The organism is Aminobacter sp. MDW-2 (genome assembly GCF_014250155.1).
Lineage (GTDB): Bacteria > Pseudomonadota > Alphaproteobacteria > Rhizobiales > Rhizobiaceae > Aminobacter > Aminobacter ciceronei.
Genome location: NZ_CP060197.1, coordinates 5,245,478 through 5,270,705 on the forward strand (window position 1 = coordinate 5,245,478; position 25,228 = coordinate 5,270,705).

The window sequence follows — 25,228 nt, forward strand, 5'->3', positions numbered from 1 at the left end:
AACCTTCTCTCATTGTGCCGCGGACCACAGCATGGGCGGCCTGCGAACACCTGATGGCATTCCAGCTTTGGGCACGTCGGCCAAATACCTGACGCGCACGAGCTCGCCTACAATGCCAAGGGTCGCGACGAGCATGGCCGCCGCAGCCGCTTGAAATGCCCCAGGGTACCCAAATACAAGCGCCGCAGCGCCCAACCATACCGCAATAAAGTACAGCAGAAACCACTTCCCGGCCCGTGGTTCAACGACGAGATCCTGCACACGAGGCGTCGGCATCTTGCCTAGAACGGGGCCGTAGCATTCGAGCCACGTCAGAAATGCTACGATCTTGTAAAGCTTGGCCAGCCCCAGCCCCGAAAGCCAGCCGAATGCGAAAAGAAAAGCGATCGGGGCGGAATACCTCTGCATCTCCGACAGGAGCGTGGCGATCACAGCGAGCAGGACTGCGGCCGCCAAGGAAACGAAGGCAAGGGTGGCCATGCGAGCGTTCAATTCGATTGTTCGACGCTTGCGCGCACGATAGACGTGGAGAATATCCCGGCCGTAGAACGCCATGGCACCCAGGCCTGGGGCACCGGCTGCGAGTAGCACCAGATCGCGACTCCCGCCAAACCAGACGGCAACGACAGCTCCAGGCATGCCAATCAGGAGGGCGCATGTCCCGAGATAAAGCGCCGCGCGGCTGCCGCGCCTGTCGAGCTCGGGCGCCAGCATGAACATGGCCAGCAACTTGTAGCTCACGCCCATCGCGCAGAATCCAAGCCAGCCTCCAAGTCCGGTTATAGCGTGAATGGGAATGCCTGCCGAAGCGAGTTCGACGAGATGCTCCTCGTCCGCAATGCCTCCCCGCACGAGGGCGAACGTAACGCCTAAGGCCGCAGTCAGAGCGAGGCTTGCCAGTCCGACAACCACGAAGCGTGCTGGGATGGGTAGTGGGCGACCTTTCAACAGCGTGACAAGCAGGTTCCCAAGCACCAGCCCAAATCCCATCACCAGAAGCAGGCTCGCAGCAGCCAAAAACGATGGCGTCGCGGCTATTCTTCCCTCCAGCGCCAGAAAGCCGAGCAAGAGCGCCACCAAGCCTGACACCAAGCAAACGAGAGCCGACAAGGGTGCAGCATCGCTGTAAAGAGGACGAGCTATCAGCACGGGCACGAACTGAAAAAGCGCGCCGCACATCAGAAGGCTCAACCACCCGAGCACGGCCAGATGCACGACCACAAGCGTCTGCGGCGATTCGACTGGAACGTGAGGGAAACCGTAACCGACAGCCATCAGCGCCAGCGCCAGAAGCAATGCCAACAAGGCGGCGGCGAAGTACGACACTGTCCATCGCGACAGGGATGCGCCGATCATTGAACTCCCCTCAGGACCGGGCTGCGATCCGACGCGGCCACGCCATAACCGTCCTCACGATCCCCGAAATTTCCGCGCGACCTCCGCAACAGCGGTTGACCTTCAGCGATGTCGCTGCAAGTTCCGATACGCATCTCGGGCACTGGGCGGGCCCATGCTCGAATATCCGCTCCGTCATGTTTGCATCACCAGTTCGGGACCGCCGACTTGCGCGATGCGGACGTCGATCCTTCCAATCTTCTTGGCAGCCGCAGCGATGGAGGCTGTGTCCATCAGGCTGAAAGCCGTTGACAGGGCATCTGCGTCGGCGGCTTCCACGGCGACCACCGTCAGGCTCCTGTAGCGATGAGCCGGCAGGCCAGTTCGCGGGTCCAGGAGATGGTTGAAGCGGCCATTGCTGTCGAAATGGAACCCAGAGGGACTCGTCGTCGCTACCGCTCGGTCGACGACATCCAAGACCGCGAGTTGGCGGCCCGCGTCATCCGGGTCGGCGATCGCGACCTGCCAGCCGTTGCCATCCGGGCGCATGCCGACGGCACGGCACTCGCCCATGTCCACGAGGCAGGAACCTATGCCTCCAGCCCGCAGTAGCGTCACGATGCGGTCTGTGATGTAGCCTTGGGCAACGCCATTGAGGGTGAGCGCCATGCCAGCGGCGAGTTCAATGCGGTCGCGGCTGAAAACGACTCGGTCAAACCCGACCTTGCTCCGCGCCTCTCGGAGAACGCGGTCCGATGGGCCTGTCGCATCGGCATCGGGAACTGAGAAGTGTCTTTGGTAGGCTGACCAGAGCGGCTGGATCGTCGGATCGAAAGCGCCCTCGCTCAACGTCCAATAACCGCGGCATTTGGCAAGCAGGTCGACCAGTTCCTCAGGCGGAGCTACCAGCGAGTGCTGCCGATTCAGCGAAACCAGGATCGAGTCCTCGCGATAGAGGCTGAAGATTCGTTCGAGGCGCCGGACCTCTGCAGCGACCTGTTCTACCAACGCCTGCGCATGCGCGCGGTCGTGGTGGTGAATTCTCAATTCAGCGGGCGCACCCAGCGCCTGCCCGCGCCAATCCACGGCGTGGGCCGGGACTGCGACAGCGGAACCGAACGGCACTAGACTCAAGCCCGAGGCGGCAGCCAATATCCCGATTGCGCGACGACGGTTCACGAACGAGGCCATGTCAGCCACCCGCCTGGCTTTTGCCAAGCACGTATTCGGGTGGAATCCTGGCGAAATCTACGATCTCACCGCCGTGCATCGACACGAAAACCCGGGCTGCGGTTTCAGACGAAAAAGGAATCGTTTCTTCGGCACCCATGCCGCCCCGTTTGGAGCTGCGGATAACAAAGAATGCCTTCCTGGCGTCAATCCAGTTCTCTGGGCCCGGCTCTTCCCAGGTCGGAGCTGCTGCCATGTCAGAGACGAAGATAGCAGCGACGTTCTTTGGCTCTTCTGGCAGCATGGTGAACGCAACGGCATCGCGCGCAGACGAGAACCAGATCGGTTCAGCTATGCGACCCAGCACGATCTGTCCCTTGGGTCCTGGGTGCTCCAGGACGTTCATGCCGCAATAGTGGCCGATGGCGCTTTCCGTCAGGGCAAAAGGCTGCGGCGTCTCCGCCTGTTCTTCGGCACCGCAGCCTGCCAGAAAAAGGACCGCAGCGAACGTGCAGGCAACAGCGGCGAGTCTCATAGTTCTCTCCTCGAAAACACGACCGTGGCCATCGCCAAGGGGATGATCGTCCATCCGGCAAGGGCCGCGACCAAAATGGCGGGCGTGAGTGCGCTGCTCTGTGCAATGCCACCCATCCCAGACAGCAATCCTGCGCTGCCGGATCCGAGATTCAGCAGGCGGTAGACATCGGTTGGATTGAGCAGGAGCAGCGTATCCAACAGACCGCCACTCAGGTTGCGGCCTTGATCCACCACCAGCACCCCCAGCAGCCCCATGTCGTAGATGAGGACGAAAAGCAGCCAGGCGCCGATCGCTATTCCTCCGGCTGTCCCGCGCTCCCGCACCAGCGCGCTCACCAGGTAGCCGATCGCGATGAACCCAGCGCCAAGCATTACCGAGGCGCCGATCATGGACAGGAACGCCCACCAGCTTGCTGCGTCGATGGCCGCACCAGTTGCCGCCAGCGCCGCGGCGGCCGCGCCATAGCCGAGAAGGGTAGCGAACGACAGTATCGCCACATGCCCGACAAACTTCCCGATAATCACCTGCCAGCGGCCAACCGGATAGCTCAACAGCAGCAGCATGGTGCCCCGTTCCATCTCGCCGACGATGGCATCGTGGGAGATCAGGAGAGCGATTAGCGGCACGAGGAAGATGGTCAGGCTGGAAAGGCTGACGATGACCACGTCAAGTGCGCCGACGGCGACAATGCCCGTCGGTGCGCTGCCAAGGAACGTCAATGTCAGCGCAAGCGCGGCCAGCAACAGCGTTGTCGCCAGGACCCATCGGTTGCGAAGGGCCTCCTGCACCTCTTTCCGGGCGAGGATCAGTATGTTTTTCATGGCAGTGCGTCCTGCGTGCTCAAGAAATGCGCGTAGAGCTCGTCAAGGGTCGGCGGGATCAGGTCGAGATCGGCAACGGGCGCGCCTTCTGCGGCAGCTCTGCGCAGGAGCTGGATCTTGTCTTCCGGGGCCGCGTCGATTTCCAGCATGTGGCCGTTGACCCGTTGCCACCTGCCCGTGTCGCTGATCCAGCGCTCGACCGTGCCGGGTTCGCGGTCTGCGAGCTTCAGGCGGATGCGCGTGGGCAGCCGCGCGATATGGCGCAGTTCGTCTATCGTGCCGTCCGCGATCTTGATGCCGCGGTTGACGATGATTACGCGGTCGGCCTTTCCCTCGAGTTCCGTGAGGGCGTGCGACGACAGCAGGACGGTGGTTCCTTGGGATTTCAGCTCATCGATGATTGCGTAGAAACTGCGCCGCAGCGACGGATCGAGCCCCGTCGTCGGCTCGTCGAGCAGCAGAACTTGCGGACTTCCGAGAAGCGCCTGCGCCAACCCCAGCCGCTGGCGCATGCCCTTGGAGTAGGTCCCTACCCGTCGGTCCATCGCCGCGCTCAGCCCCACCCGATCCAGCAGTTCCGGGACCTGGCAGAGGGCCGCGCGCTTGAGCCGAGCGTAAAACGCCAGCGTCTCGCGCCCTGTCAGCGCCATGTTGAACGAAACGTTCTCCGGCAGGTAACCCAAGCTCTTGCGCGCGGCAAATTCGCCTGCCGCCGGGTTTTCCCCCAACACTCGGACATTGCCGGCGCTCGGCCGGATAAGGCCCAGCATGAGCTTGATAAGGGTGGTTTTGCCGGCGCCGTTGTGCCCCACCAGCGCTATGGTCTCGCCTGCGTTCAACGCGAGCGATACAGATTTCACGGCCTCATGGCGGCCATAGGACTTTGCCACGCGTTCTACACTTACGGTTTCGCTGCTCATCGCGCTGCTCCCCGCAGTTCTGGAGGCGCCATCAGCGGTCGGCTGTCCACCACGCCGCCCGGAAGCAGCGCCGGAAACTGCGCCTGAGCCCATCGGATAACTTGAATCGCCGGGCTGTTGACGAGAACTTTCGCCTGGGGAGCCGTCCACAGGACCTTGTCGATCAAATCGTTGGGACGATAGAGAGCGTCGCCGATGCCGTCGGAGTCGAGGTCGAAGGCCGGATTGTCGCTCCAATAGTTGCCGCGTCCGTCAACCTGCCAGTCGAGATCCCGGGTCCCGACATACTTGACCTGATTGCGGTTCCTGACGAAGGCGTTGCCGGACATGGTGTTGCCTTCGGACCCGGCCGTGAAATGGATGCCGATCTCGCAGCCCTCGAACCAGTTCTCGCGGAAGACGTTCTTGTTGGCATTGTAGATGAAGACGCATTTCTCCGGGCCGATTCGCATGGCGGAAGACGACGGCGCGTCGGCGGCAGCGGCCGGCAGGCCATGCTCGCTAGTCTGCTGTCCAGCCGTCCTCCATCGTTCCTCCGATTGGGGACGCCCACGCACGACGTTGCCCGATATCTGCGAGCCGTTGGCGTAGTTGAGCAGCAGGCCCCGGTCTCGGTCGCCGTCCGACAGATTGTAGGTGACCTTGAGCCTGCTGGAATACATGATCGCGTAGCCGACGGCGTTGCCCAGCGAGACGTTCCCGCTGATCTCGCTGTCGTTGGTGTACATGTAGTGGATCGCGAAACGCACGCTGCGGAAGCGGTTGCCGCTGAAGACGTTTCGCTTGCTTGTCACTGAGAATATGCCGTCGCGGCCAAAGCTGATGTCATTGTCGATGACTTTGGCTCCAGGCGCGTTCCAGACCGAGACGCCGTTCCCGGCCTCATTCGTGCGGCCCTCGCGCATCCCGACGATACGGTTGCCCTTGGCGACCGCGTCCGGGGAACCGTGGAGATAGATTCCGTAGAGATTTCCGACGATCGTATTGCGCTCGACGATGGCCGCGCTCGCCGTCTTGGTGACGAACACTCCGGCATCCATCGCTTCCATGTCCGTGCCCGAACCTTTTATCTCGAGACCGCGCACAGCCGAATTCGGCGCCCGCAAGGTCACGACGCTGCCGTGGCCGCTTCCCATCAAGACAGCTCCGGGAACGCCCTCCAGCGTCACCGCCTTCCGGATCTCGATCGGTCCCTTGTGCTCGCCACTCAAGAGCGTCACGACGTCGCCCGGCGACGCCGCGTCGACAATGGCCTGTACGTTTCCGTTCCCCGCCGGGACCACGATGCTGGCCGACCAGGCTGGGCCAGAGAGGACGGCGACAATCGCCGCCGCCCCCATCGCTGTGAATGCTCCCGAACGGGTCATGGCCGTCAAGCGCCCTGCGGCTCGACGAACATGCGGCCCTTCATCTCCATGTGCATGGCATGGCAGAACCACGAACAGTAATACCAGTACACGCCTGGCTGGCTCGCGGTGAAGGTGACCGACGCGGTCGCCTGCGGCGCGACCTCCATATTGATGCCGTAGTTGATGATGCTGAACCCGTGGGTGAGATCCTCCACTTCGTCGATGTTGGTTACGTAGACTGTGACCTCGTCGCCCTGCTTTACCGAGAAGCTCTCGAGGCTGAACGCCGGCGCCGCCGACGTCATGTAGACGCGCACCTTGTTGCCATCGCGGATGACTTCCGCCGCCGACATCAGGTCGATCCCGTCAGCCTTCGCCTGTTTGACCGCATCGGCGAAGAACGGATCTTCACGGTTCCATACATGAACGGGATTGACCTTGGAGCGGTGCACCAGGGTTGCGTCATGCGGTTCCGCGAAGGTCGGGTTGTCATGCACCAGGACCATCTGGTCGCCGGAGATGTCGATGAGCTGGTCGTTCTCCGGCTTCAGCGGCCCGACGTTGAGGTAGCGATCCTTCGAGAACTTGTTCAGCGAAATCAGCCACTTGCCATCGGCCTCTTTGGTCTGTCCCATCGAGGTGTGGTTGTGGCCGGGCTGGTAGTGGACGTCCAGCTTCTGGCGGATGGGGTCGACCGCCTCCCCCTTGAAGGCCCGCTTGGCGTCGTCGATGTTCCACTTGCAAACCTGGCTGTCGATGAAGAGCGTCGTGTAGGCGTTGCCCTTGCCGTCGTAGGCAGTGTGCAACGGCCCGAGTCCGAGTTCTGGCTCGGCGACGACGGTGTCACGGGGCTGGATCTTATCGTCGAACAGCTCGTCGAACTTGCGCACGTCGAAGACCGTCACAGTCGGCGACAGCTTTCCGTTGGCGACGACATGGATTCCATCGGGCGCGGTATTGATGCCATGCGGGCTGTTCGGCACTGGAACATAGCGGGTGTAAGGCGAGCCCTTGCGACCGTCGATCACCGGAACGCCGTTGATCTCCTTGTAGTCGCCCTTGGCGACGGCATCCTCGATGCGCTTGAGATTGAAGATGACGACCCAGTCCTGCTCCTTTTCCATCATCTCGGCGAGGTTCACGCCCTCTTCCGAGTTGTAGCAAGTGGCGAAGCAGTACTTGCCCTGATAGTCGGCATCAACGTTGTCGAGGTTGCCGTCGACCATCACCTGCCAGGCCACCTTCATCGTCTCGCCGTCAACGGCTGTGAAGATCGCGTGATACTGCTTGTGGTCGTCGAGCACTTTGCCGTCGTTGGGGATCGGCACCCGGTCTTCGCCGTTGCAGAAGACGTATCCGGTCTTCGGATACTTCTGCACGCGGAGGCCGTGGACGGTGTGCTGGTTCGGGAGTTGGATGATCTTGTCGCATTTCATCACGTCGAGACGAATGCGGCAGACGCGGGTGTTGGCCTTGTCGTTGGCGAACAGATAGCGGCCGTCGTAGGTTCCGTCAGTGAAGGAGGGGTGAGGATGGTGCAGGTCGCCGTTGAGGTAGATCCCGCCCTTGTCCTTCAGGAACTCCTTCGTGTTGGGAAGCAGTCCTTCGGTCAGCACCTTGCGGCTCTCGTTCGTCTGGCCCCATCCGGTGGCGCTGCAGCGGTTGAAGACCGGAATGCGCATCATTTCGCGCATCGAGGGTGCGCCGACGATACGGACCTCGCCCGATTGGCCGCTGGAAAAGAAGACGTAGTATTCGTCGAGTTCGCCGGGCTTCACCTCATAACTTCCGCCTTCGCCGCTCGGCGCAGCAGAAGAGGACTGAGCGGCGGCGGGCGATACGGCTCCGCCTGCCAGCGTCAGGGCTCCGCTCACGGCGGTTGCGCCCGCGGCTACGCTAGTGCCCAGCAGCTGTCGCCTATTCAGTCTGTTGATTTGCTCGTCTGACATTTGAGCCTCCTTTTTTCGCTCATGGCTGTTTCGTCGGCTCGGCTTTCCCCGGCGCTGGGGGAATTGGAGCGCCCCGATGGGTGATTACAGGCTTTGCAGGTCCGCGATCGTTGTCGCTGCGCAAGGAAGGCGACGAAAGCGCCTGGAACTTTTCGCGCTTCAGCCGCACCTGGATCATGTGCGGGCAGCGATGGTCGTCGTGGTAGAGTTCCTGGCAATGCATGCAGTAGATGCATTCGTTGACGTTGATCTGGCCTTCCGGATGAATAGCCTGCACCGGACATTCCTTGGCACAGCGCTGGCACGGCGAGCCGCAATCCGGATAGCGCTTGAGCCATTCGAACATCCTGATCCGGCCAGGGATGGCGAGCGCTGCGCCCAGCGGGCAGAGGTAGCGGCAGTAAAACCGCTCGACGAAAAGTCCGAGTGACACGATCGTCAGCGCAAAGATCACGAATGGCCATTCCCGCGCGAATTTAAGGATGATGGCCGTCTTGAACGGCTCGACCTCCGCGAACATTTCTGCCAGCGCGACGGAGTAGAAGGAGAGCCCGAACAGCCCTAGGAAGATAATGTACTTGATAGGCCACAGCCGCTCATGCAGCCCGAAAGGCACCTTCAGCTGAGGCACTTTCAGCCATTGGGCCAGATTGTTGGTTAGCTCCTGCAAGGCGCCGAAGGGACAAAGCCAGCCGCAGAACGGCCCGCGCCCCCAAAACAGCAGGCCTGCCGCGACCGACGCCCACAAGACGAAAACGAGGGGCGCGGAAAGGAAGAACTCCCAATTGAAGTTGGTAATCAGGGAGTTTGTGAAGGTCAGCACATTGACTACGGACAGCTGCGCATTGGCGTACCAGCCGAGCCAAACGAGCGTGAACAACAGAAAGCCGCGACGCACCCAGCCAAAAAGCTTCGGCCGCCGCACAAGCCAATCCTGGAAAAAGAAAATGGCGGTAAGGACAAGAAGCCCTAACACCGTGATGCCGATAGACACGGTGTTCATCTTCCACATCCTGACCCAGAGCGGCTCTTCGTCTGGAAATGTTCCGGCGCTGGCGTCAGGCTGGGCTGCGGGCGATGCGGCTGTCGAAGGCTGTGACTGAGCCACCGGCGGTGCCGGCGGCTCATTCACGGTCAGGTATTGTTTCGGCAGCGTATAGCCGACGTTGAAGGGAAGCGTCGCCTTCTCGCGTGCGCCAAAGCTGCGCTGCACCAGCAACTGCAGTTCCCAAGGCTCGGTCAGGTCCAGCGAAAACTCCGGCGGCACGACGAACAATGCGATCTCTCGCAGCCGCGGTGCGCCGGCCGCTGCCAGATCGCCGAGGCGGGAGTGATTGCGGTCGCGGAAGCGTACTCCTTGTCCATCCTGGAGGAGTTCGATCCGGTCGAAAATGCCTCCCCGGACGTATCCGGATCCCTTGAACGAATAGAGCCCGTCCCCGGCAACAACGATCGCCTGCTGGCCAGGCTTTAGCATCGACTGCATCCGCTCGAACCCGCTCTTGCCGAGCAGGCTGAGGCCTATCGACGGTACACTGACTGGAGCGATGTAAAGTTCGATGAAACGGTCGCCTGGAGTGTTCGATTCAGGCCGTGCGGCGGCCTGCGCCAAGCCAGCCTGCTTGAACGCCTCGGTAACTTCGCCCACCGACAGCTGCAGTTTTCGGACCGAGCCGTCCCCGACGAGAGCCTCCCAATCGTGGACTTCGCGTTTGGACAGGTCGAGCTTCGTCGTCGCAGCGTGGGCGGGAGCGGACGCCAGTCCTGCTTCCCCCAGTCTGTTGCTTCGGATCAGCTTAACCGCCGACCGCACGATGCTGTCGCCCATCACGAGCACGGTAACCGTTGCGCCGCTGACGATGTCCACCTGGGGCGGTCGCTCAGCGCCCGCTGCTACCCGCCCCATGTCCTTGCCTATGAGCGCGTTCAGCGCGGCGACCACCTTTTTCTCGGGGATGCCAATGAGGACGATGGGCTCCTTGTGGTCAACGAGCTTGAACCCACGGACAACGCCGTGCTTGTCAATGCCGACCAGGATATGGATCGGCTTGCCGGAATAGCCGACCGCGCTGGTGAAATCCGAATTGAGGTAGACGTACCCCAGGATGTCGTCGCCTCGATATACAGGGGCGAGCGGCGGCTCTCCTGCAAGTTCGCCGAACCGTTCGGCGCCCTGGAAGAACTCGCCGGGCTGCGCCTTGGGCAAGAATTCGGCAACCCGGCTCGCCGCTGAAGCGTCAGCCCGTTGCCCAAAAATAACGAAGGCGATTGCAGTAACTGCCAAGGCGGCCATCAAGGTTCTGGCGGCTGCCTTCTTGGCTTGGGGGAGAAATGCGCTTGTCACGATCGAATTCCGGTTCGGCCTAGCGACTTCGCCAAGGCTCGTCTTTTGCCCACGGGGTGGTTGCCCACGCGACGAGACTGCAACCGCATGCAGGTCGCTGGCTCGAGAGCGATAAAGACGGCTTAAGCCCGCGCGTCTTTGATCCAGCGCAAACTGAAGGTCAGCATCCCGTTCTAGGTTGTTCCAAAGTTCGTGCTGGGAGGAAGTTCATGTCGGTTCTGAAATGGGAGCCCTATGTGTCCGTCGATACGATGGACGAGCTAATCGCCCTCGCCTATGCGATGGAGCAGGAGGCCGCCTCGGGCTATTCAGAACTGTCTTCCAGAATGCGCAAGGAAGGCCGGACCGATCTCGCCGGCGTTTTTGACAGATTGGCCGCGGAGGAAAGGCAACACATCGACAACGTCACGCACTGGTCCCACCAGGTCAGCGGCAAGCAGCCAGAACAATCACGGATCAGTTGGCAGCTCTCCGACGTTTTCGACGATGAGGGAGCGGGAACCATCGCACCCGAGCTGCTGAACGGCTATCGGGCGTTCTCGATGGCGGTGCGCAACGAAGAGCGCGCCTTTGTCTTCTGGACCTACATGGCCGCGCGCGCACCGACAAACGAGTTGCGGGAGGCAGCGGAGACGATGGCGAGGGAGGAGCTGGGGCACGTAGCCACGTTGCGCCGGGAGCGAAGGCTGGCGTTTCACAAGCAGCGGACCGCATCCAGAAGGACGGCTTTCGCTTGGGACGAGATGGAGCTTCGCCTTTCCGAACAGCTTGAAGTCGCAGCTGCCCGCGGAACTGCCGCCGAGGGAACACGGCTGCGGGAGCTTGCGCGCCAAGCACGGATGCGCGCGGATAGCCTGGCGAGATCGCCGCTTGGCCATTCGCCCCTGCTGCAAAACACACCAAGCGCAGGCTCGCTGGGGATGGCGGCACTTTGCGAGCTGCTCCTGGACTGCTATCTCGATTTCGGCGAACGGCTTCCGACTGAATCGGAACGCAATCGCGCCCAGAAGTTCGCGGCTGCTACGGTTCACTGCCTTAGCGCGATCCGCTGACAGGACCAAAGATGGACAAATATGAGAAAGAGGCCCTCGATGCGGTCGACCGTTATCTCGACCTCATCAGTCCACCGAATGTAATTTCTGTCGTTGCGGCCGTTGCTGACATAATCGCCCAACTTCCGGCGAGCGGGATGGACGAAGCCCAGCTGCGACAGCTAATTGTTGCCCGCGCCGAAGCTCGAAACTTGGCGACAAATCAATAGCGCTTGGACGCGTCTCCTCAGAGAGGCGATAGCTATCTTTCGGCGCTCCGTGCAATGGCAGACCGCGCTGGCGCTTGGCGTCGGCGCGGCACTGCAGGCCTGGGTAGTTCGCACGGCTCTACCGTACGACAAGCACCGGAATCTTGGAGAGGTGGACAACTTCCGCGGTTTGGCTTCCGAGCAAAAGCCTGCTCACACCACGTCGGCCGTGGGATGCGATAACGATGAGGTTGCATCCCCGATCTTGTGCTGTTTTGACGATCGCTTCCGCGGGCGATGTATGCGACGCCAGCACTACTTCGATGGTCACGCCCATCTTAGCGGCCGCTTCTTTTGCCAAATTCAAGGCAGCATCAGCATGATGTTGCTGAGCTTCAGTCCATGACCCGATTGTAGCGGGGCTGTGCAGTGGGTAGGGCTCCGCCACCGTTATCACAGTCGCTTTGCTGCCAAGGCTCTTCGCTAACGTCAGGCCGTGGTCGACACCCTTCTGCGCAAGTTCCGAGCCATCCGTGGTTATGAGAATGTTCGTGTACAAAACTACCTCCACTGCTGCGGTTTTGTGGCTATCGTGCGTACGGCACTGTGTACCCCAAGAAGAAAAAATAGATTGATCTGTGTCAATCGTCTTGCGGGAGTCTTGCCCGTTACCCTCTGGGGGAAAGACGGTTCGCGTCGCGCGAACTACCATCCGCGAATTCCTTCTCCGAGGGGCCAAACCTCCCACAAACATCGAACTTCAACCGTCTTCGGTAGTTAGCCATCCCGAGGTCGCGCCACTTCCAAGGTTTTCTTGCCGAATTTGCGCAATCGCAAATTCCCTCGACGGCAATCGGAGTAGTGAGAGGCAACTGCTGACGCAGCCACAGATCGCTAGAAAGGCATATGATGAAATTCCTCCTCCACCTCACGACTGCCGTTTCGCTCTTCGTATTCGCTGGCGGCGCCAATGCTGCGGAACACGTGGTCCAAATGCTCAACAAGGGCGAAAAGGGCGCAATGGTCTTTCAGCCGAACTTCGTTCAGGCAGCGCCTGGCGACACAGTGAAGTTCGTGCCGACCGATAAGTCGCACAACGCCGAGTCCATCAAGGGCATGATCCCTGAAGGCGCCGCCGATTTCAAAAGTAAGATGAACGAGGAGATCACGGTGACCCTCGACAAGGAAGGCGTCTACGGGGTGAAGTGCACTCCCCACTACGGCATGGGCATGGTCGCCCTCGTGGTTGTCGGCCAGCCAGTCAACGCCGATGCGGCCAAGGCCGTCAAGCAGACCGGGAAGGCCAAGGCAGCGTTCGCCGAACTCTTCGGCCAGGCGGTAGCCGCCAAGTAATTACGCTCTCCTCCTGGCCTCAATTACCCTCGCTGAGGCCGACCGGGCGGACATTTCTTGACCGCCCGGTTCTTTTTTTGAAAGTCGCAAGAATGGGAATTCCAAGACTACGGTCCTACAAAGGACCAGCAATACTGTCGTACGGGTTCAGGCCATTCTTTCTGCTCGGGTCGTTGTACGCGGGACTCTCGATCCTGTTCTGGCTCCCGCTTTATGCTGGCCACCTTGAGACCTACAGCCTTCTGGCGCCACTGGACTGGCATGTTCATGAGATGCTGTTCGGCTATCTGGCGGCGATCGTCACTGGTTTCCTGCTCACTGCCATTCCGAACTGGACGGGCCGCCTGCCCGTTCAGGGATTTCCCCTCTTGGGTCTCGTGGTGATCTGGATCGCAGGCCGCCTCGCGGTGTTTTTCTCGTCTGCCATTGGCTGGCAAGTGGCGGCGATGGTGGACGCGGCATTCCTTGGCGCAGTGGCTCTGGCGGCCACCATTGAAATCGTTGCGGGCCGAAACTGGCGCAATCTGAAAGTGCTGCTGCCGCTGGCTATGCTTCTGGCAGCAAACGTATGTTTCCACCTTGAAGCTCATTATCTCGGCCTTTCCGACACGAGCCGACGGCTTGGCATGAGCGCCGCGGTGCTGCTGGTCATGATCATCGGCGGAAGGATCATACCGAGCTTTACGCGGAACTGGCTTGTCCGGCAGAATCCGGGACGCCTTCCCGTGCCTTTCAATCGCTTCGACGTGGTCTCTCTTGCAGTCGGCGCGCTTGCGCTCGCCTCATGGTGCTTCGCTCCAACCAGCGTAGTTACGGCCGTTGCGCTAGGGATGGCGGCCGCTTTGCAGTCGGTACGCCTGGCGCGATGGGCCGGTGACCGGACCATCAAGGATCCACTGGTCCTGGTCCTCCACCTCGCCTATGGATTCATTCCGGTGGGTTTCACTCTCCTGGCGGCTTCTATCGTGCTTCCCGAGAGCCTGCCTGTCGCAGCGGGGATACATGCCCTTGGCGGCGGAGCCATCGGCGCCATGACACTTTCCGTCATGGTACGCGCCACGCTGGGTCACACCGGGCGGCCGCTAAAGGCAGGACACGGAGCAGCTTTCCTGTTTGCGGCCATCATCGCGGCTGCAGGTTTGCGCATTGCGGCCGTCTTTCTCCCGGAACTCCATCTGATCGAGATCGCAGGAGCGGCATGGTCGGTCGCGTTCCTGGGATTCGCAGCGCTCTTCGGGAAGGCTTTGTTGCAACCCAAACTAACGTAACAGGTGCAGAGTTCCGCTACAGCAGCGTGACGCGGGTGTCGTCACCGAAATGGAGCACCCGCTTCAGACACTGGCTAAAGTAGTACTCCTCCATGAAGCGCCCTGAACGGTGGTTCCGGTCGATCAGCAGATCGATGAAATCGGCCTGGAGCTCGTTCCATCTGGCGAGAGCGTTCTCTCCTTGGTCGAGCTTCCGAGCGAATCCTTGATGGTTTATCGGCCGCAGGTACACGGATCGGATAGGGTAAGAACTGGTGGTTTTGCTACCGAATGCCGGAAATTTCATCCACAAGAATTCGAAAGAAGAGGTGCGAGGAGTGATCCGCGACCGGGACGTTACTCTCGGACGACGACCATTTCCTTGCTGGGTGGCCGGATCGACAGACTGATCTCAGCAACGAGTTTTCGGCGGAGCGCTGCCGCGTAGTCGGTTGTCGTGGATGGCGCGATGACAAATGCTCTCGGACCACCAATGACATTGTTGTCGAAATATTCGGTGAGATCGTAAACAACGCTGAGTATCATCTCGGGAATGGCGATTGCGTTGATTGTGTAACCCTTGGCAATCGCCCGCCGTCGGCTCACTGCAACGGGCAAGCCGTCATTGTTGGTGCCATTGGCCGAGATATCGATGACCTTGCTGGCGGCTGATCCAACGTAACTGTCGAGCAGCATACAGCCGAGATCGATGGCGAAGGAAATGGAGGTCGCGCACGTCTGTTCACATCCGAGGCCTCTATCGCCTTCCTTCAGGATGATCGACGCCACGGCTTGCGCATCCTTAAGGCCACAGACACTTGTCCACGGCACCACCGAACGCGCATGCCCAGAACTTGCCCATTCGACATAGGTTACTGCGATGCAACCGGTGCTGTTGCGGGTAATGGCTGCGACGACCTCGGGCGAAGAGATTGCTGCGGCATGGCCTTCGCGTTGCAGGTTGGCGGTGGCGGGATCGATGGATGCCGAGACGTCGACCGCGAACACAATCGCCGCATCAACGTCAGCAGCATTTGCCTGCGGTGTATAAAGCGCCGATGCAGCAAGCATCGCTCCCAGCGGGGCAGCGAGGTTCGCGCTCATTGTCAGGCACCGTCTGGAGGTGCGAAGAAGCAGTTTGCGTCTCTCTTGGTGGGATGAAGGCAGATGTGATAATCGCGTTCTCCCGACGCAATTTCGTTTCCATATGGGATCAGAAACGTCTGCCTTCGTGTAATCTGGCAATGATCGCCAGGGTAGAGGGTCACAACGAAGCCGTTCAGCCTTGTCTTGACCGCAGCGTAGGGTATTCGCTGGCAATCTCCCTCAATGGGGTCACCCCCGCAGCATGCCGGAGGATAGGTCCAACCGGTGTCGGCTCCGTGGGCTTGCGCCTGGTCGTGATTGATCGCCAGAACGAGGGCTGTCGCAACCGCAACTGAGCCTAAAAGGTTCCCGATTGCGTCTCTGGTACGAAACCGCACCACGCCCATCTGGCCCCCCAAATCCCTGAGGTGAACAGGACTAATGCTACGCCTCGCTTCGAGCTTATGACAGGTAGCCGAAAGAGCTAGGCGATCCGAGGAGTTCAACATCTAGATGTGCTATAAGACGCATCGTGTTGAGGACGAGGATGCATTCATAGCGGCAATGACGGTCGAAATCCCCCCACCTCCGCCCAACGCCACTCAGACGCGGGCTGCGAACTCCGGGATTGCGCAGTGATCCAATCATCTCCGCGGATCGCCCTCGGGCTCAAGCAAAACTGGCGGCAGTTTGCCCTGCTTGTGGTGATCAATGCCTTTGTCGGCGGCATGGTGGGCATTGAGCGCACTGTGGTGCCACTCATAGGTTCCGAAGTATTTGGCATTGCCTCGACGACATTAGTCGTCTCATTCATTGTCAGCTTCGGCGTGGTAAAAGCCTTCGCTAATCTACTCTCCGGCCAACTCGCTGACAGATGGGGGCGCAAGCGCGTGCTCATCCTCGGCTGGCTCTTTGGCCTTCCGGTGCCCTTCATGATCCTTTGGGCACCCAGTTGGAGCTGGATTATCGCCGCCAATGCATTGCTGGGAGTCAGCCAGGGACTGGCTTGGTCGATGACCGTGATAATGAAGGTCGACCTCGTCGGTCCCAAGGGTCGCGGCCTCGCCGTCGGCCTCAATGAGTTCGCAGGCTACTTCGCGGTTGGCCTGACCGCATTCCTCTCCGGGTACCTCGCGGGGCGATATGGTCTACGACCAATTCCGATCTATGTTGGCGTGGTGTACGCGGTTCTCGGGTTGGCCTTGTCGGTTCTGCTGGTGCGCGACACCCGCCCCCATGTCCAACTGGAAATGGCGAACCATCCAAAGGAAGAATCCCCTCTCAGCTTTCGGGAAGTGTTCGCCCTGACGACCTTCCGCGACCGCAATCTCTTTGCGGCCTCGCAGGCGGGGCTCGTCAACAACCTCAATGATGGTATGAGTTGGGGCATCTTTCCGCTCTTTTTCGCCGCCAACGGACTCGGCGTGGAGAAGATAGGCATCCTGAAGGCCGTGTACCCTGGGGTGTGGGGACTGTTTCAAGTGCTGACTGGACCGCTTAGCGACCGTTGGGGGCGGAAGGGTCTGATCGTTGCTGGAATGTGGGTGCAGGCAGTGGCACTCATGATGACAGCTCTCACCAGGGACTTCGGCTGGTGGCTGGTGGCTGGTGGCAAGCCTGTTGCTCGGCTTGGGAACGGCAATGGTCTACCCCAGCCTGATTGCGGCTGTTTCGGATGCCTCACACCCTTCGTGGCGCGCCAGGTCACTGAGCGTGTACCGCTTCTGGCGTGATCTGGGGTACGCCATCGGAGCGCTGTCGGCCGGACTTATCGCCGATACCTTCGGACTTCCTTGGGCCATAGGGTCGATTGCAGCGCTCACTTTTCTTTCAGGGGCGATTACGGCGCTGGTAATGCGGGAAAGGCTGACGGCAGTGGCCGATCATGTATCGGCCAACCATTCCACGGGATAGTTCAGGCCGCTTTTCGTTGCACCTCCGCTGCATAGCCTCCAAGAATGCCATTCCAGCCGTGCTCAGACTCGAAGGTCTGACGGGCAGCCTCGGCGGTGTCTCCCATATTCTCAAGTAGCCGATGCACAAGTTCCACTCTCGTGTATTGCTCGCTCTCTTTGAGGAAGCACGCCCCCAACGCCAAAACCCCCAAATCCCGCCGGAGTATAGAAAAACTGACTGGCTGCATTGTCAATGAACCACCCTGCGTGCGCCGGATCACGTGTTCGGCATGGGCAGTCAGGCGCCGAACATTTCGCGCCGTAGCCTCCGGATCTGCGCCTGGAAATCGGCTATGGTCATGGCAGCAGGCCGTTCCCGCACCAGCCGGAAGCCCAGATTGTCGGGCGGCAAGCCGACAGCACATCCACCGCTCTTTCCATCACGGATGAAGTTCGACATGTATGTCCGGTGGAATCCCTCGACGACATGAACACCGCAATTCTCAATAGACGTTTCGGCGGCCTTGCCGTCTGCGGCCATGGTGACACGAGCATAACATGTCGACGTCCATTCCCAGACGTTGCCCGCGATGTCTGCCACGCCCTTGGAGTTCACCCCAAAAGAGCCGCGGCTCCTCGGCACAGGGTCTGCTTTCCGCTCCAAGTCCACCTCCCGCTGGTAGCTCGACAGCCAGGCGCGAGCGGGATTCTGCGCGTCTTGTTCCAACGGTTCGATGTCGCTCCGAAACCGTTCGCTGGCGGCATGCGCCCATTCCTCATCAGTTGGCAACCGCCATGTCTCTCCGGTCGCCTCGGAATACCAGCGAGCATATGCCTCGGCGTCGAGGTAGCTCACTCCAGTGACCGGAACGTCGCCGCTTCCTTCAGCATCGGCTGCCTCGCAGGCGCCGAGGCTGACACAGCGCTCGTACTCGTCCAGGCTCACTTGATACTTCATGATTTCTAGTGGCTGACTGATGGCGACCCGCTTTCGCGGTGCTGGAACAGGGCGCTCGTTCATCAGAAATTCGCCAGGCTCGGCGTGCGAGAAGAGTCCAGGCGCGGCCGCGACGGTGATCGCTGCCGGAGTGCGAGCTTGGCTATGTTTCGGACCGTCAGTCCAATTCAGCAGGGCAACGGCTCCGGCCGTCATGATGGCAGCAGCGCTGCCGATTAATGTTAGCGTATTGACTGGCATGGTGGTGGCCTTCAACGAAACGCGACCCGCCGGGGGCAATCCGACGGGTCGCGCTCGCTTCCATTGTTCAGGTCCTGTTGTCAGTTCATCGGGATCGGTCTGGGCGCGTCGACCTGTTTCATCAGGTCGTCGTTCCACTCGCCTTCGACAGTGAAGTGAGCAGTCGCACCCAGTTCGACAGCTTCGATGAGATTGTGATTCACGTACGCGTAGACGCCGGGCTGAAGGAAAGTATACAGCGCAGCACCTGCGGATCCGCCACGGATGAACCAGGTCTCAAGGTCCTTTGCCGGAGGGTTGGCAAACTTGCCTTCTTCCCAGACATAGTCCCCATGCCCGCCGATCAAGTGCGGCCGGGTATCGCGATTGGCCTGCGAGTGGACGATCATGACGGTTTCGCCGACCTTCGCCGTCATGGCGTTCTTGCCCGTGAGGGAGCCGACCTTGCCGTTGAAGACCACGTGGGTCGGGATCAGGCCGCGCATGACCTTGAGCGTGTCGTCATAGCTTTCGCCGAGGGACTCATACTTCTTGTATTTGCCATTCTCGTCCCGCGGAATGTAGAACTCGTTCTCTCCGACGTAGAAGATCTTGTCGTAGCGAACGGGCTCGCCCTTTTCATTCTTCAGTCCTTCACGCGGCAGGACCATCACGGTCCCGCTCATGCCCGAAACCACGTGCCACGGGATCATGCCTTCCGGCGCGCAGTGGTAGACGAACGTCCCGGTGCGCGTGGCCTTGAACCGCAGCGTTACCTGCTCGCCTGGATTGACGTGCGTAAGCGCCCCGCCGCCAAGCGCGCCCGTCGCGGCATGGAAGTCGATGTTGTGGGGCATTTCGTTCGTCTCCGGATTGACCAGAGTGAGTTCCAGGTAGTCGCCCTCGTGCACGACCATCATCGGTCCGGGGATCGAGCCGTTGAACGTCATGCCCCTGAGCGTGGTGCCTTCGTCATCGATCACGATCGGCTTTTCTTCGATCTTCATCGTGAACTCGACGACCTTTGGGCCGCCGTTGGCCACCTGGTCGTGTTCATGGACGAAGGGCGGTGCAACGAGCGATACCTTCTGGCGAGGAAGGGCCGCGATGTCCGCGGTCTGTGCCTGGGCCGCAAAGGCAGGTATCGCGGCCGCCGCGGCAGCCGCTACGACTGCTCCGATGAGGGCTTCGCGTCGCGTGAACATTTAAATCTCCTTGTGAATGTCGTTTCGACAAGGAGAACGATATGACTGGTCCCGATCCTGCTCTTTGTTCTGGCGCAATCATCGCCGCCGCAACCATAGGGTGCGACAATTTCGACCGAAATCACGTTACGCCAGGGTCTGGTCGTCACTTCGCGAAGCTATGCGAAGCCGGGTGATAGCTCGTCATCAGGCGTTCAAGTTCATCGATCGCCGTGGATTGCGGCAGCTGTTGTCCCTCCAGCTCGGGCGGCACCTTCCAGCCCGGGTCGACGCCTTCCATGTTCGGAAGCTCGTGAGCGATGCCTTTGTGGCAGTCGATGCACGTCGCCTCGCCTGAAAGGAGGTAACGGGTGTGAATTTCGGCCGCGCGCGTGGTTTGTTTCGACAGGTCCATTGCCACGGAAGAATGGCAGTTGCGGCATTCAAGACTGTCGTTGGACTTCAGCCGCGCCCACTCATGCTGGGCGAGCTCGAGACGCATATCCAGGAACTTGCGCCTGGTGTCGATGGTCCCGAATATCTTGCCCCACACCTCCTTGGAGGCCTGCATTTTGCGTGCGATCTTGTCAGTCCATTTGTGAGGCACATGGCAGTCTGGACAGGAGGCGCGCACGCCGGAGCGGTTGGAGAAGTGCACTGTCCGCGTCAGCTCTTCGTACACGTTGTTCTTCATCTCGTGGCACGACGTGCAGAACTGCTCGGTGTTGGTTACCTCAAGCGCCGTGTTGAAGGCGCCCCAAAAAATGACGCCGCCAACGAAGCCTCCGAGGGTCAGAAAGCCCAGTCCGAGCGTTGCCGCCGGAGTGGTAAGAATGCCCCACGCCCAGAGAACGAGTTTCTTGATCCATTGCATCGTTTACTCGCTCCCGGCGGGTTCGACGCCCATCTCGCTCATGTCCTTGAACAAGTTTTCCACCAGTGGCTTCATGTCTGCCTGCGGCACGTGGCACGCCGTGCAGAAGTACCGCCGCGGTGACACGTCGGCGATCATCTGGCCTTCGCGCGTCAGGTAGTGGGTGACGCTAATCATCGGCGCACCCGACCCTTGGGTGAACTCGCGCTTGTGGCACGACAGGCAGCGGTTGGTGTTGACCGAGAGCTGATAGCCTTCGATCGAATGCGGGATGACCGGAGGCTGGTCAGGATAGGCTCGCATCTTGCGGATGTCGTCAACGACCCACTTTGGCAGGGGGTCGGCGGGCAGCGACTCCATGGGCGAAGTCGCTCCTGTCAGTTCCGAGGCCATCTGAGCGATCGCCGCAGTTCCCGTGAGTAAAACAACGGCAACAAGCGCCGCCGCCAGCTTATGCCGCTTGATCAAGCGGCCGATACGATCTTGACCGCGCATTTCTTGAAATCCGTCTGTTTGGAGATGGGATCGGTAGCGTCGAGCGTAACCTTGTTGATCAACTGGCTAGCGTCGAACCATGGCACGAAGATCACTCCGCTGGGCATGCGGTTGCGGCCTCGCGTTTCCAGCCGCGACCGAATTTCGCCCCGGCGCGAGATGATGCGAATCTCGGCGCCCTGGTTGAGGCCGCGCTTTCGCGCATCGTCGGCGTTCATGAAACACCGCGCCCCGGGGAACGCTCTGAATAGCTCTGGCACGCGCATGGTCATTGAGCCCGAATGCCAGTGCTCGAGAACGCGGCCAGTCACAAGCCACAGGTCGAATTCGTCGTCAGGCGATTCCGCTGGCGGCTCGTACGGCACGGCCAGGATGACCGCCTTGCCGTCCGGACGGCCGTAGAACCGTACCCCCTCGCCCGGCTTGACATAAGGGTCGTAGCCCTCGCGGTACCGCCACTTCGTTTCTTTGCCGTCCACCACGGGCCAACGCAGGCCTCGCTCTTCGTGGTAGCGATCGTAGGGCGCCAGGTCGTGACCGTGGCCTCTGCCGAACGCGGCGTACTCCTCAAACAGGCCCTTCTGCAGGTAGAAGCCGAAGTCCTTGGCCTCGGCGTTTTCGTATTCAGGGTTGATTTCGGCTGCCGGGAACTTGTCGACATTGCCGTTGCGGAACAGGACGTCGAAGAGCGTCTTGCCGCGATATTCCGGGTTAGCGTCGAGGATCTCCGCAGTCCAGACCTCGTCCGTCGTGAAACGCTTCGAGAACTCCACCAGCTGCCAGAGGTCGGAGCGGGCCTCCCCCTTTGCCTGCACCAATTGGTGCCAGACGTGGGTTCGGCGCTCGGCATTGCCGTACGCGCCTTCCTTCTCCACCCACATGGCAGCCGGCAGGATCAGGTCCGCGCTCAAGGCGGTCACGGTCGGGTAGACATCCGACACGACGATGAAGTTGTCGGGATTGCGGTAGCCGGGATAGGTCTCCTGGCTGTTGTTTGGCCCCGCCTGAACGTTGTTGTTAACCTGCACCCAGTAAAAATTGAGCTTGCCGTCCTTGAGCATCCGGTCCTGCTGCACGGCGTGGTATCCGGGTTTGTCGGGCAGCAGACCGTGCGGCAGCTTCCATATTTCCTCGGCATGCGCCCGATGCTCGGGATTGGTAACCACCATGTCGGCGGGCAGGCGATGCGCGAAGGTCCCGACCTCGCGGGCGGTTCCGCACGCCGATGGCTGGCCAGTCAGCGAAAACGGGCTGTTGCCCGGCTCCGAGATTTTGCCCGTCAACAGGTGGATGTTGTAGACCATCTGGTTGGCCCACACGCCGCGGACGTGCTGATTGAACCCCATCGTCCAGAGCGACATGACTTTCCGGGCCGGATCCGCGTAAAGCTCGGCAAGTTCCTCCAAAAACTCGCGTTCAACGCCAGTCAGTTCGACAGTCTTTTCCAGCGTGTATTCCGCCACGAAAGCCTTGAACTCGTCGAAGCCGATCGGCTCCATCTTGCCCGCATCGGCCGCGCCCGTCGCCGCGATTTCCAGCGGGTGTTCAGGCCTGAGACCGTACCCGATGTCCGTGGCGCCCTTCATGAAGGTCGTGTGTTCGCGCACGAACGCCTCGTTGACCCGCCCCGTCGCGATGATGTGGTTCGCGATGTAATTCAGGATCGCCAGATCGGTCCCTGGCTTGAAGATCACCGGAATGTCGGCCAGATCCATGCTGCGGTGGGTGAAGGTCGACAGAACTGCAACCTTCACATGCGGATGCCCAAGCCTGCGGTCCGCCAGGCGCGTCCACAGGATCGGATGCATCTCGGCCATGTTCGAACCCCACAGCACGAAGGCGTCGGCGGCCTCGAAGTCATCGTAGCAGCCCATCGGCTCGTCCATGCCGAACGTCCGCATAAATCCGTAGGCTGCTGACGCCATGCAATGCCGCGCATTGGGGTCGAGGTTGTTGGAGCGGAACCCTGCTCGCATCAGCTTGGTCGCTGCATATCCTTCGAAGATCGTCCACTGGCCGGAGCCGAACATCCCTACGGCGGTAGGCCCCTTCTCCTTCAGCACCTGCTTGCACTTCTCGGCCATCACGTCGAAGGCTTCATCCCAGGAGACTGGCTCGAATTCCCCCTCCTTGTCGAAGACCCCGTTCCGCTTGCGAAGCAGCGGCGTGGTCAGCCTGTCGGCCCCGTACATGATCTTGGAAAGGAAATATCCTTTCACGCAGTTCAGGCCACGGTTGACCTCCGCCTGCATGTCGCCATGCGTGGCAACGACCTGGCCTTCCTTGACTCCGACCATGACCCCGCACCCGGTGCCGCAGAATCGGCATGGCGCTTTCGACCATTTGATCTCGAGGGCACTCACTCCACCGGGGACCGGCTGCGCGGCAGCCGGCAAGGAGATTCCGGCTGCGGCAGCCGCGATGCCAGCCGCATGGGCCTTCAGAACCTCGCGCCGTGTCAGTTCGGTCGTCATTGTCCCGTGACCTCCGCTTCTTCAATGTGTTCAAAAACCATGTTCGCCGCGACCACCCCGTCAAGCAACGCCATCCGCGTCAGGCAGTCGCCCATTGCTCCGGTACTGTCGCCATCAATCACGACGACAATTTTACCTTGGTGCCTGGCCCTGACCTCGACCCCTTCCATTGCCGCAAGCAGGACAGCAACGCTGTCCGCCTTATGGGGAAGCGTAGTCACGACCGCGCTGGAGATATGGCGAATGCGCAGTTCAGGCATGGACTTACCCCTTGCTTCGTTCCGAGATCGTGATTGCCCCGGCGGGGCAGACGCCGATACATCCTCCGCAGCCGCTGCAAGCGGTTTCATTCAGGACAGGCAGGAACGGGCCGCCGACGCGGGGCTGAAACCGGATGGCTTCTTCCGGGCATGCGTCCCTGCAAGATTGGCACGCGATCCCATTGCTCGCAAAACACGACGACCCGATCGAGACCACATGAGCAAACCGCCGGGGAACTTCGCTGCCGAACACGGGTTCAGGGCAGGCTGCAGCGCACCTTCCGCAGAAGGTGCATTCACCGCTGGCGAAATCCAGAAACGGAACGTTTCCTGCGAGCGAAATGATGGTCGTCGGACAGGCATCGACGCATGCTCCGCACCCCGTGCATAGGGCAAGCTCCACCACCCCTGGCGGACGAGCCATAATTTCAGGAGGAGACGACTTCCGTCCGGCGAGAAACGAACGTCTGGTGATGTCGGCGGCGCTCATTTGTGCACCTCAGCCGCCATGCGGCCCGGGTGGGCCAAAGATAATCTGAAACATCCAGACGAGAAATCCGTAGCCGCCAACCACGCCGACGGCCACAACGGGCCAGATTCCAAAGGCCAAAACAAGAAAGGCGAAAAGCTCATTGCGTCGCTTGCGCCGCATATCGGGCACGAGCGCTTCATCGGGTGTGTTTTGAGCCATGAAACCTCTCCCTAGACGTCGAGCGTGTCCGACATCCTTGGTACCTCTCCGAAGATCTTTAGATCGTCTTTATGTCTGGAACGTAACTGCCGATCACGACTGCGTGCTCCCACACGGCCCTTTCTTGTCATCGCACCAGACTAGCCATAAAAGTGGTATTCGCAATACCATTATGAGGGCTTTAGAAGGCGCTGCATTAGGGTGGACTCAACCGTCCTCGACCAAGCCCAGCCGTCGCGGAACAACCGTAGCTGCGGAGGCGCGTCTGCGGGCGCGGTGAAGTGTGACCATGCAGGCATACGCGACTTCCTGCCCACGTTCCCAGATGGGGCAGCGGACGAAAGAGCAACCACACCATGCGCATGACACTTCATACTGACTACGCGCTACGGATGCTGATTTACCTGGCCGTGCATTCCGACCGGACCAGCACGGTAAACGACATTGCTGAAAGCTACGGCATTTCGCGCAACCACTTGCTTAAAGTCACCCTAAACCTCCGGAGATTGGGGCTGGTGTCGACCGCGCGCGGCCGATCCGGCGGCGTTCGCCTGGCGCTCGCGCCCACCGAAATCAATGTCGGCACTGTGGTTCGCGCCATGGGAGACGGCTTCCCTGTGGTCGCGTGCATGGCGGACGGCGAAGGCTGCGTGCTGACACCCGAGTGCAAGTTGCGAAACGTCGTTCGCGCAGCGGTTGGAGCCTATCTTTCTGTCTTCGACAGCTACTCTCTCGCCGATCTAGTTCACAACGGGGACGTGCTCAGGACAATTCTCGATCTTTCCGCAGTCAGCAACGCTCAAGGCACCGTCGCCGCGTGATCATT

The 25,228-nt window shown here is 60.6% G+C and carries 26 protein-coding genes; 7 read left to right on the plus strand and 19 right to left on the minus strand.

Annotated elements, in window-relative coordinates:
• Nucleotides 1–9: 9 nt before the first annotated feature.
• From H5P29_RS25925 to H5P29_RS25960, 8 genes are all read right to left on the minus strand, one after another.
• Nucleotides 10–1,356, minus strand: coding sequence for a hypothetical protein (locus H5P29_RS25925; RefSeq protein ID WP_067964944.1), 1,347 nt, complete (start codon nucleotides 1,354–1,356; stop codon nucleotides 10–12).
• Between the two features lie 174 nt (nucleotides 1,357–1,530).
• The gene (locus tag H5P29_RS25930; RefSeq protein ID WP_067964947.1) at nucleotides 1,531–2,526 is read right to left on the minus strand and encodes an FAD:protein FMN transferase; all 996 of its coding nucleotides are present in this window, start codon (nucleotides 2,524–2,526) and stop codon (nucleotides 1,531–1,533) included.
• A 1-nt stretch (nucleotide 2,527) separates the two neighbouring features.
• On the minus strand, nucleotides 2,528–3,040 hold the full coding sequence (locus tag H5P29_RS25935; protein WP_067964949.1) for a nitrous oxide reductase accessory protein NosL: 513 nt from the start codon (nucleotides 3,038–3,040) through the stop codon (nucleotides 2,528–2,530).
• Nucleotides 3,037–3,864, minus strand: coding sequence for an ABC transporter permease (locus H5P29_RS25940; RefSeq protein ID WP_067964951.1), 828 nt, complete (start codon nucleotides 3,862–3,864; stop codon nucleotides 3,037–3,039). The genes H5P29_RS25935 and H5P29_RS25940 overlap by 4 nt, the downstream gene beginning before the upstream one ends.
• Nucleotides 3,861–4,784, minus strand: a complete 924-nt coding sequence (locus H5P29_RS25945) for an ABC transporter ATP-binding protein (RefSeq protein WP_067964953.1) — start codon at nucleotides 4,782–4,784, stop codon at nucleotides 3,861–3,863. Before H5P29_RS25945 ends, H5P29_RS25940 begins: the two co-directional genes overlap by 4 nt.
• Complete coding sequence (locus tag H5P29_RS25950) at nucleotides 4,781–6,151, minus strand: nitrous oxide reductase family maturation protein NosD (RefSeq protein ID WP_154386983.1); 1,371 nt, start codon at nucleotides 6,149–6,151, stop codon at nucleotides 4,781–4,783. Before H5P29_RS25950 ends, H5P29_RS25945 begins: the two co-directional genes overlap by 4 nt.
• Nucleotides 6,152–6,156: 5 nt before the next feature.
• Nucleotides 6,157–8,082 (minus strand): TAT-dependent nitrous-oxide reductase, encoded by a 1,926-nt coding sequence (gene nosZ, locus H5P29_RS25955; protein ID WP_067964956.1) that lies wholly within the window; start codon nucleotides 8,080–8,082, stop codon nucleotides 6,157–6,159.
• A gap of 19 nt (nucleotides 8,083–8,101) precedes the next feature.
• Nucleotides 8,102–10,375, minus strand: a complete 2,274-nt coding sequence (locus H5P29_RS25960; RefSeq protein WP_067967006.1) for a NosR/NirI family protein — start codon at nucleotides 10,373–10,375, stop codon at nucleotides 8,102–8,104.
• Nucleotides 10,376–10,635: 260 nt separating this feature from the next.
• Between H5P29_RS25960 and H5P29_RS25965 the strand changes: the two genes are divergently transcribed.
• Together H5P29_RS25965 and H5P29_RS25970 are read left to right on the plus strand one after the other, a co-directional pair.
• On the plus strand, nucleotides 10,636–11,478 hold the full coding sequence (locus tag H5P29_RS25965; RefSeq protein ID WP_067964959.1) for a ferritin family protein: 843 nt from the start codon (nucleotides 10,636–10,638) through the stop codon (nucleotides 11,476–11,478).
• Nucleotides 11,479–11,489: 11 nt separating this feature from the next.
• On the plus strand, nucleotides 11,490–11,687 hold the full coding sequence (locus H5P29_RS25970) for a hypothetical protein (protein ID WP_067964961.1): 198 nt from the start codon (nucleotides 11,490–11,492) through the stop codon (nucleotides 11,685–11,687).
• Nucleotides 11,688–11,805: 118 nt separating this feature from the next.
• On the opposite strand, the gene H5P29_RS25975 is transcribed toward H5P29_RS25970, so the two are convergent.
• Nucleotides 11,806–12,225, minus strand: coding sequence for a universal stress protein (locus H5P29_RS25975; protein WP_067967008.1), 420 nt, complete (start codon nucleotides 12,223–12,225; stop codon nucleotides 11,806–11,808).
• Between the two features lie 350 nt (nucleotides 12,226–12,575).
• Between H5P29_RS25975 and H5P29_RS25980 the strand changes: the two genes are divergently transcribed.
• On the plus strand, nucleotides 12,576–13,019 hold the full coding sequence (locus H5P29_RS25980; RefSeq protein WP_067967011.1) for a pseudoazurin: 444 nt from the start codon (nucleotides 12,576–12,578) through the stop codon (nucleotides 13,017–13,019).
• Nucleotides 13,020–13,111: 92 nt separating this feature from the next.
• On the plus strand, nucleotides 13,112–14,287 hold the full coding sequence (locus H5P29_RS25985) for an NnrS family protein (protein ID WP_067964963.1): 1,176 nt from the start codon (nucleotides 13,112–13,114) through the stop codon (nucleotides 14,285–14,287).
• Nucleotides 14,288–14,303: 16 nt separating this feature from the next.
• Here the strand turns inward: H5P29_RS25985 and H5P29_RS25990 are convergent, their stop codons facing one another.
• Both H5P29_RS25990 and H5P29_RS25995 read right to left on the minus strand, forming a co-directional pair.
• Nucleotides 14,304–14,573: a hypothetical protein gene (locus H5P29_RS25990; RefSeq protein WP_067964965.1), complete on the minus strand. Its 270-nt coding sequence runs from the start codon at nucleotides 14,571–14,573 to the stop codon at nucleotides 14,304–14,306.
• Between the two features lie 50 nt (nucleotides 14,574–14,623).
• The gene (locus H5P29_RS25995; protein ID WP_067964967.1) at nucleotides 14,624–15,370 is read right to left on the minus strand and encodes a DUF1194 domain-containing protein; all 747 of its coding nucleotides are present in this window, start codon (nucleotides 15,368–15,370) and stop codon (nucleotides 14,624–14,626) included.
• 617 nt (nucleotides 15,371–15,987) lie between these two features.
• Here H5P29_RS25995 and H5P29_RS26000 point away from each other — a divergent pair.
• Together H5P29_RS26000 and H5P29_RS32695 are read left to right on the plus strand one after the other, a co-directional pair.
• On the plus strand, nucleotides 15,988–17,085 hold the full coding sequence (locus H5P29_RS26000; RefSeq protein WP_246787003.1) for an MFS transporter: 1,098 nt from the start codon (nucleotides 15,988–15,990) through the stop codon (nucleotides 17,083–17,085).
• On the plus strand, nucleotides 16,994–17,266 hold the full coding sequence (locus H5P29_RS32695; protein WP_246340997.1) for an MFS transporter: 273 nt from the start codon (nucleotides 16,994–16,996) through the stop codon (nucleotides 17,264–17,266). Before H5P29_RS26000 ends, H5P29_RS32695 begins: the two co-directional genes overlap by 92 nt.
• 279 nt (nucleotides 17,267–17,545) lie before the next feature.
• On the opposite strand, the gene H5P29_RS26005 is transcribed toward H5P29_RS32695, so the two are convergent.
• The 8 genes from H5P29_RS26005 to napE form a co-directional block, all read right to left on the minus strand.
• Nucleotides 17,546–18,460 (minus strand): SUMF1/EgtB/PvdO family nonheme iron enzyme, encoded by a 915-nt coding sequence (locus H5P29_RS26005; protein WP_310327998.1) that lies wholly within the window; start codon nucleotides 18,458–18,460, stop codon nucleotides 17,546–17,548.
• Between the two features lie 65 nt (nucleotides 18,461–18,525).
• Nucleotides 18,526–19,629, minus strand: coding sequence for a copper-containing nitrite reductase (gene nirK / locus H5P29_RS26010; protein ID WP_067964971.1), 1,104 nt, complete (start codon nucleotides 19,627–19,629; stop codon nucleotides 18,526–18,528).
• A gap of 145 nt (nucleotides 19,630–19,774) precedes the next feature.
• Nucleotides 19,775–20,482: a NapC/NirT family cytochrome c gene (locus H5P29_RS26015; protein WP_067964973.1), complete on the minus strand. Its 708-nt coding sequence runs from the start codon at nucleotides 20,480–20,482 to the stop codon at nucleotides 19,775–19,777.
• Between the two features lie 3 nt (nucleotides 20,483–20,485).
• The gene (locus H5P29_RS26020) at nucleotides 20,486–20,977 is read right to left on the minus strand and encodes a nitrate reductase cytochrome c-type subunit (RefSeq protein ID WP_067964975.1); all 492 of its coding nucleotides are present in this window, start codon (nucleotides 20,975–20,977) and stop codon (nucleotides 20,486–20,488) included.
• Entirely contained in the window at nucleotides 20,947–23,451 is a 2,505-nt protein-coding gene (napA, locus tag H5P29_RS26025) for a periplasmic nitrate reductase subunit alpha (RefSeq protein ID WP_067964978.1), read from the minus strand. The genes H5P29_RS26020 and napA overlap by 31 nt, the downstream gene beginning before the upstream one ends.
• Nucleotides 23,448–23,711: a chaperone NapD gene (locus H5P29_RS26030; protein WP_067964980.1), complete on the minus strand. Its 264-nt coding sequence runs from the start codon at nucleotides 23,709–23,711 to the stop codon at nucleotides 23,448–23,450. Before H5P29_RS26030 ends, napA begins: the two co-directional genes overlap by 4 nt.
• Nucleotides 23,712–23,715: 4 nt before the next feature.
• On the minus strand, nucleotides 23,716–24,201 hold the full coding sequence (locus H5P29_RS26035) for a ferredoxin-type protein NapF (protein ID WP_083948676.1): 486 nt from the start codon (nucleotides 24,199–24,201) through the stop codon (nucleotides 23,716–23,718).
• 9 nt (nucleotides 24,202–24,210) lie between these two features.
• Nucleotides 24,211–24,363: a periplasmic nitrate reductase, NapE protein gene (gene napE, locus H5P29_RS26040; RefSeq protein ID WP_154386989.1), complete on the minus strand. Its 153-nt coding sequence runs from the start codon at nucleotides 24,361–24,363 to the stop codon at nucleotides 24,211–24,213.
• Between the two features lie 395 nt (nucleotides 24,364–24,758).
• Between napE and H5P29_RS26045 the strand changes: the two genes are divergently transcribed.
• Entirely contained in the window at nucleotides 24,759–25,223 is a 465-nt protein-coding gene (locus H5P29_RS26045; protein WP_067964985.1) for an Rrf2 family transcriptional regulator, read from the plus strand.
• Nucleotides 25,224–25,228: the final 5 nt, after the last annotated feature.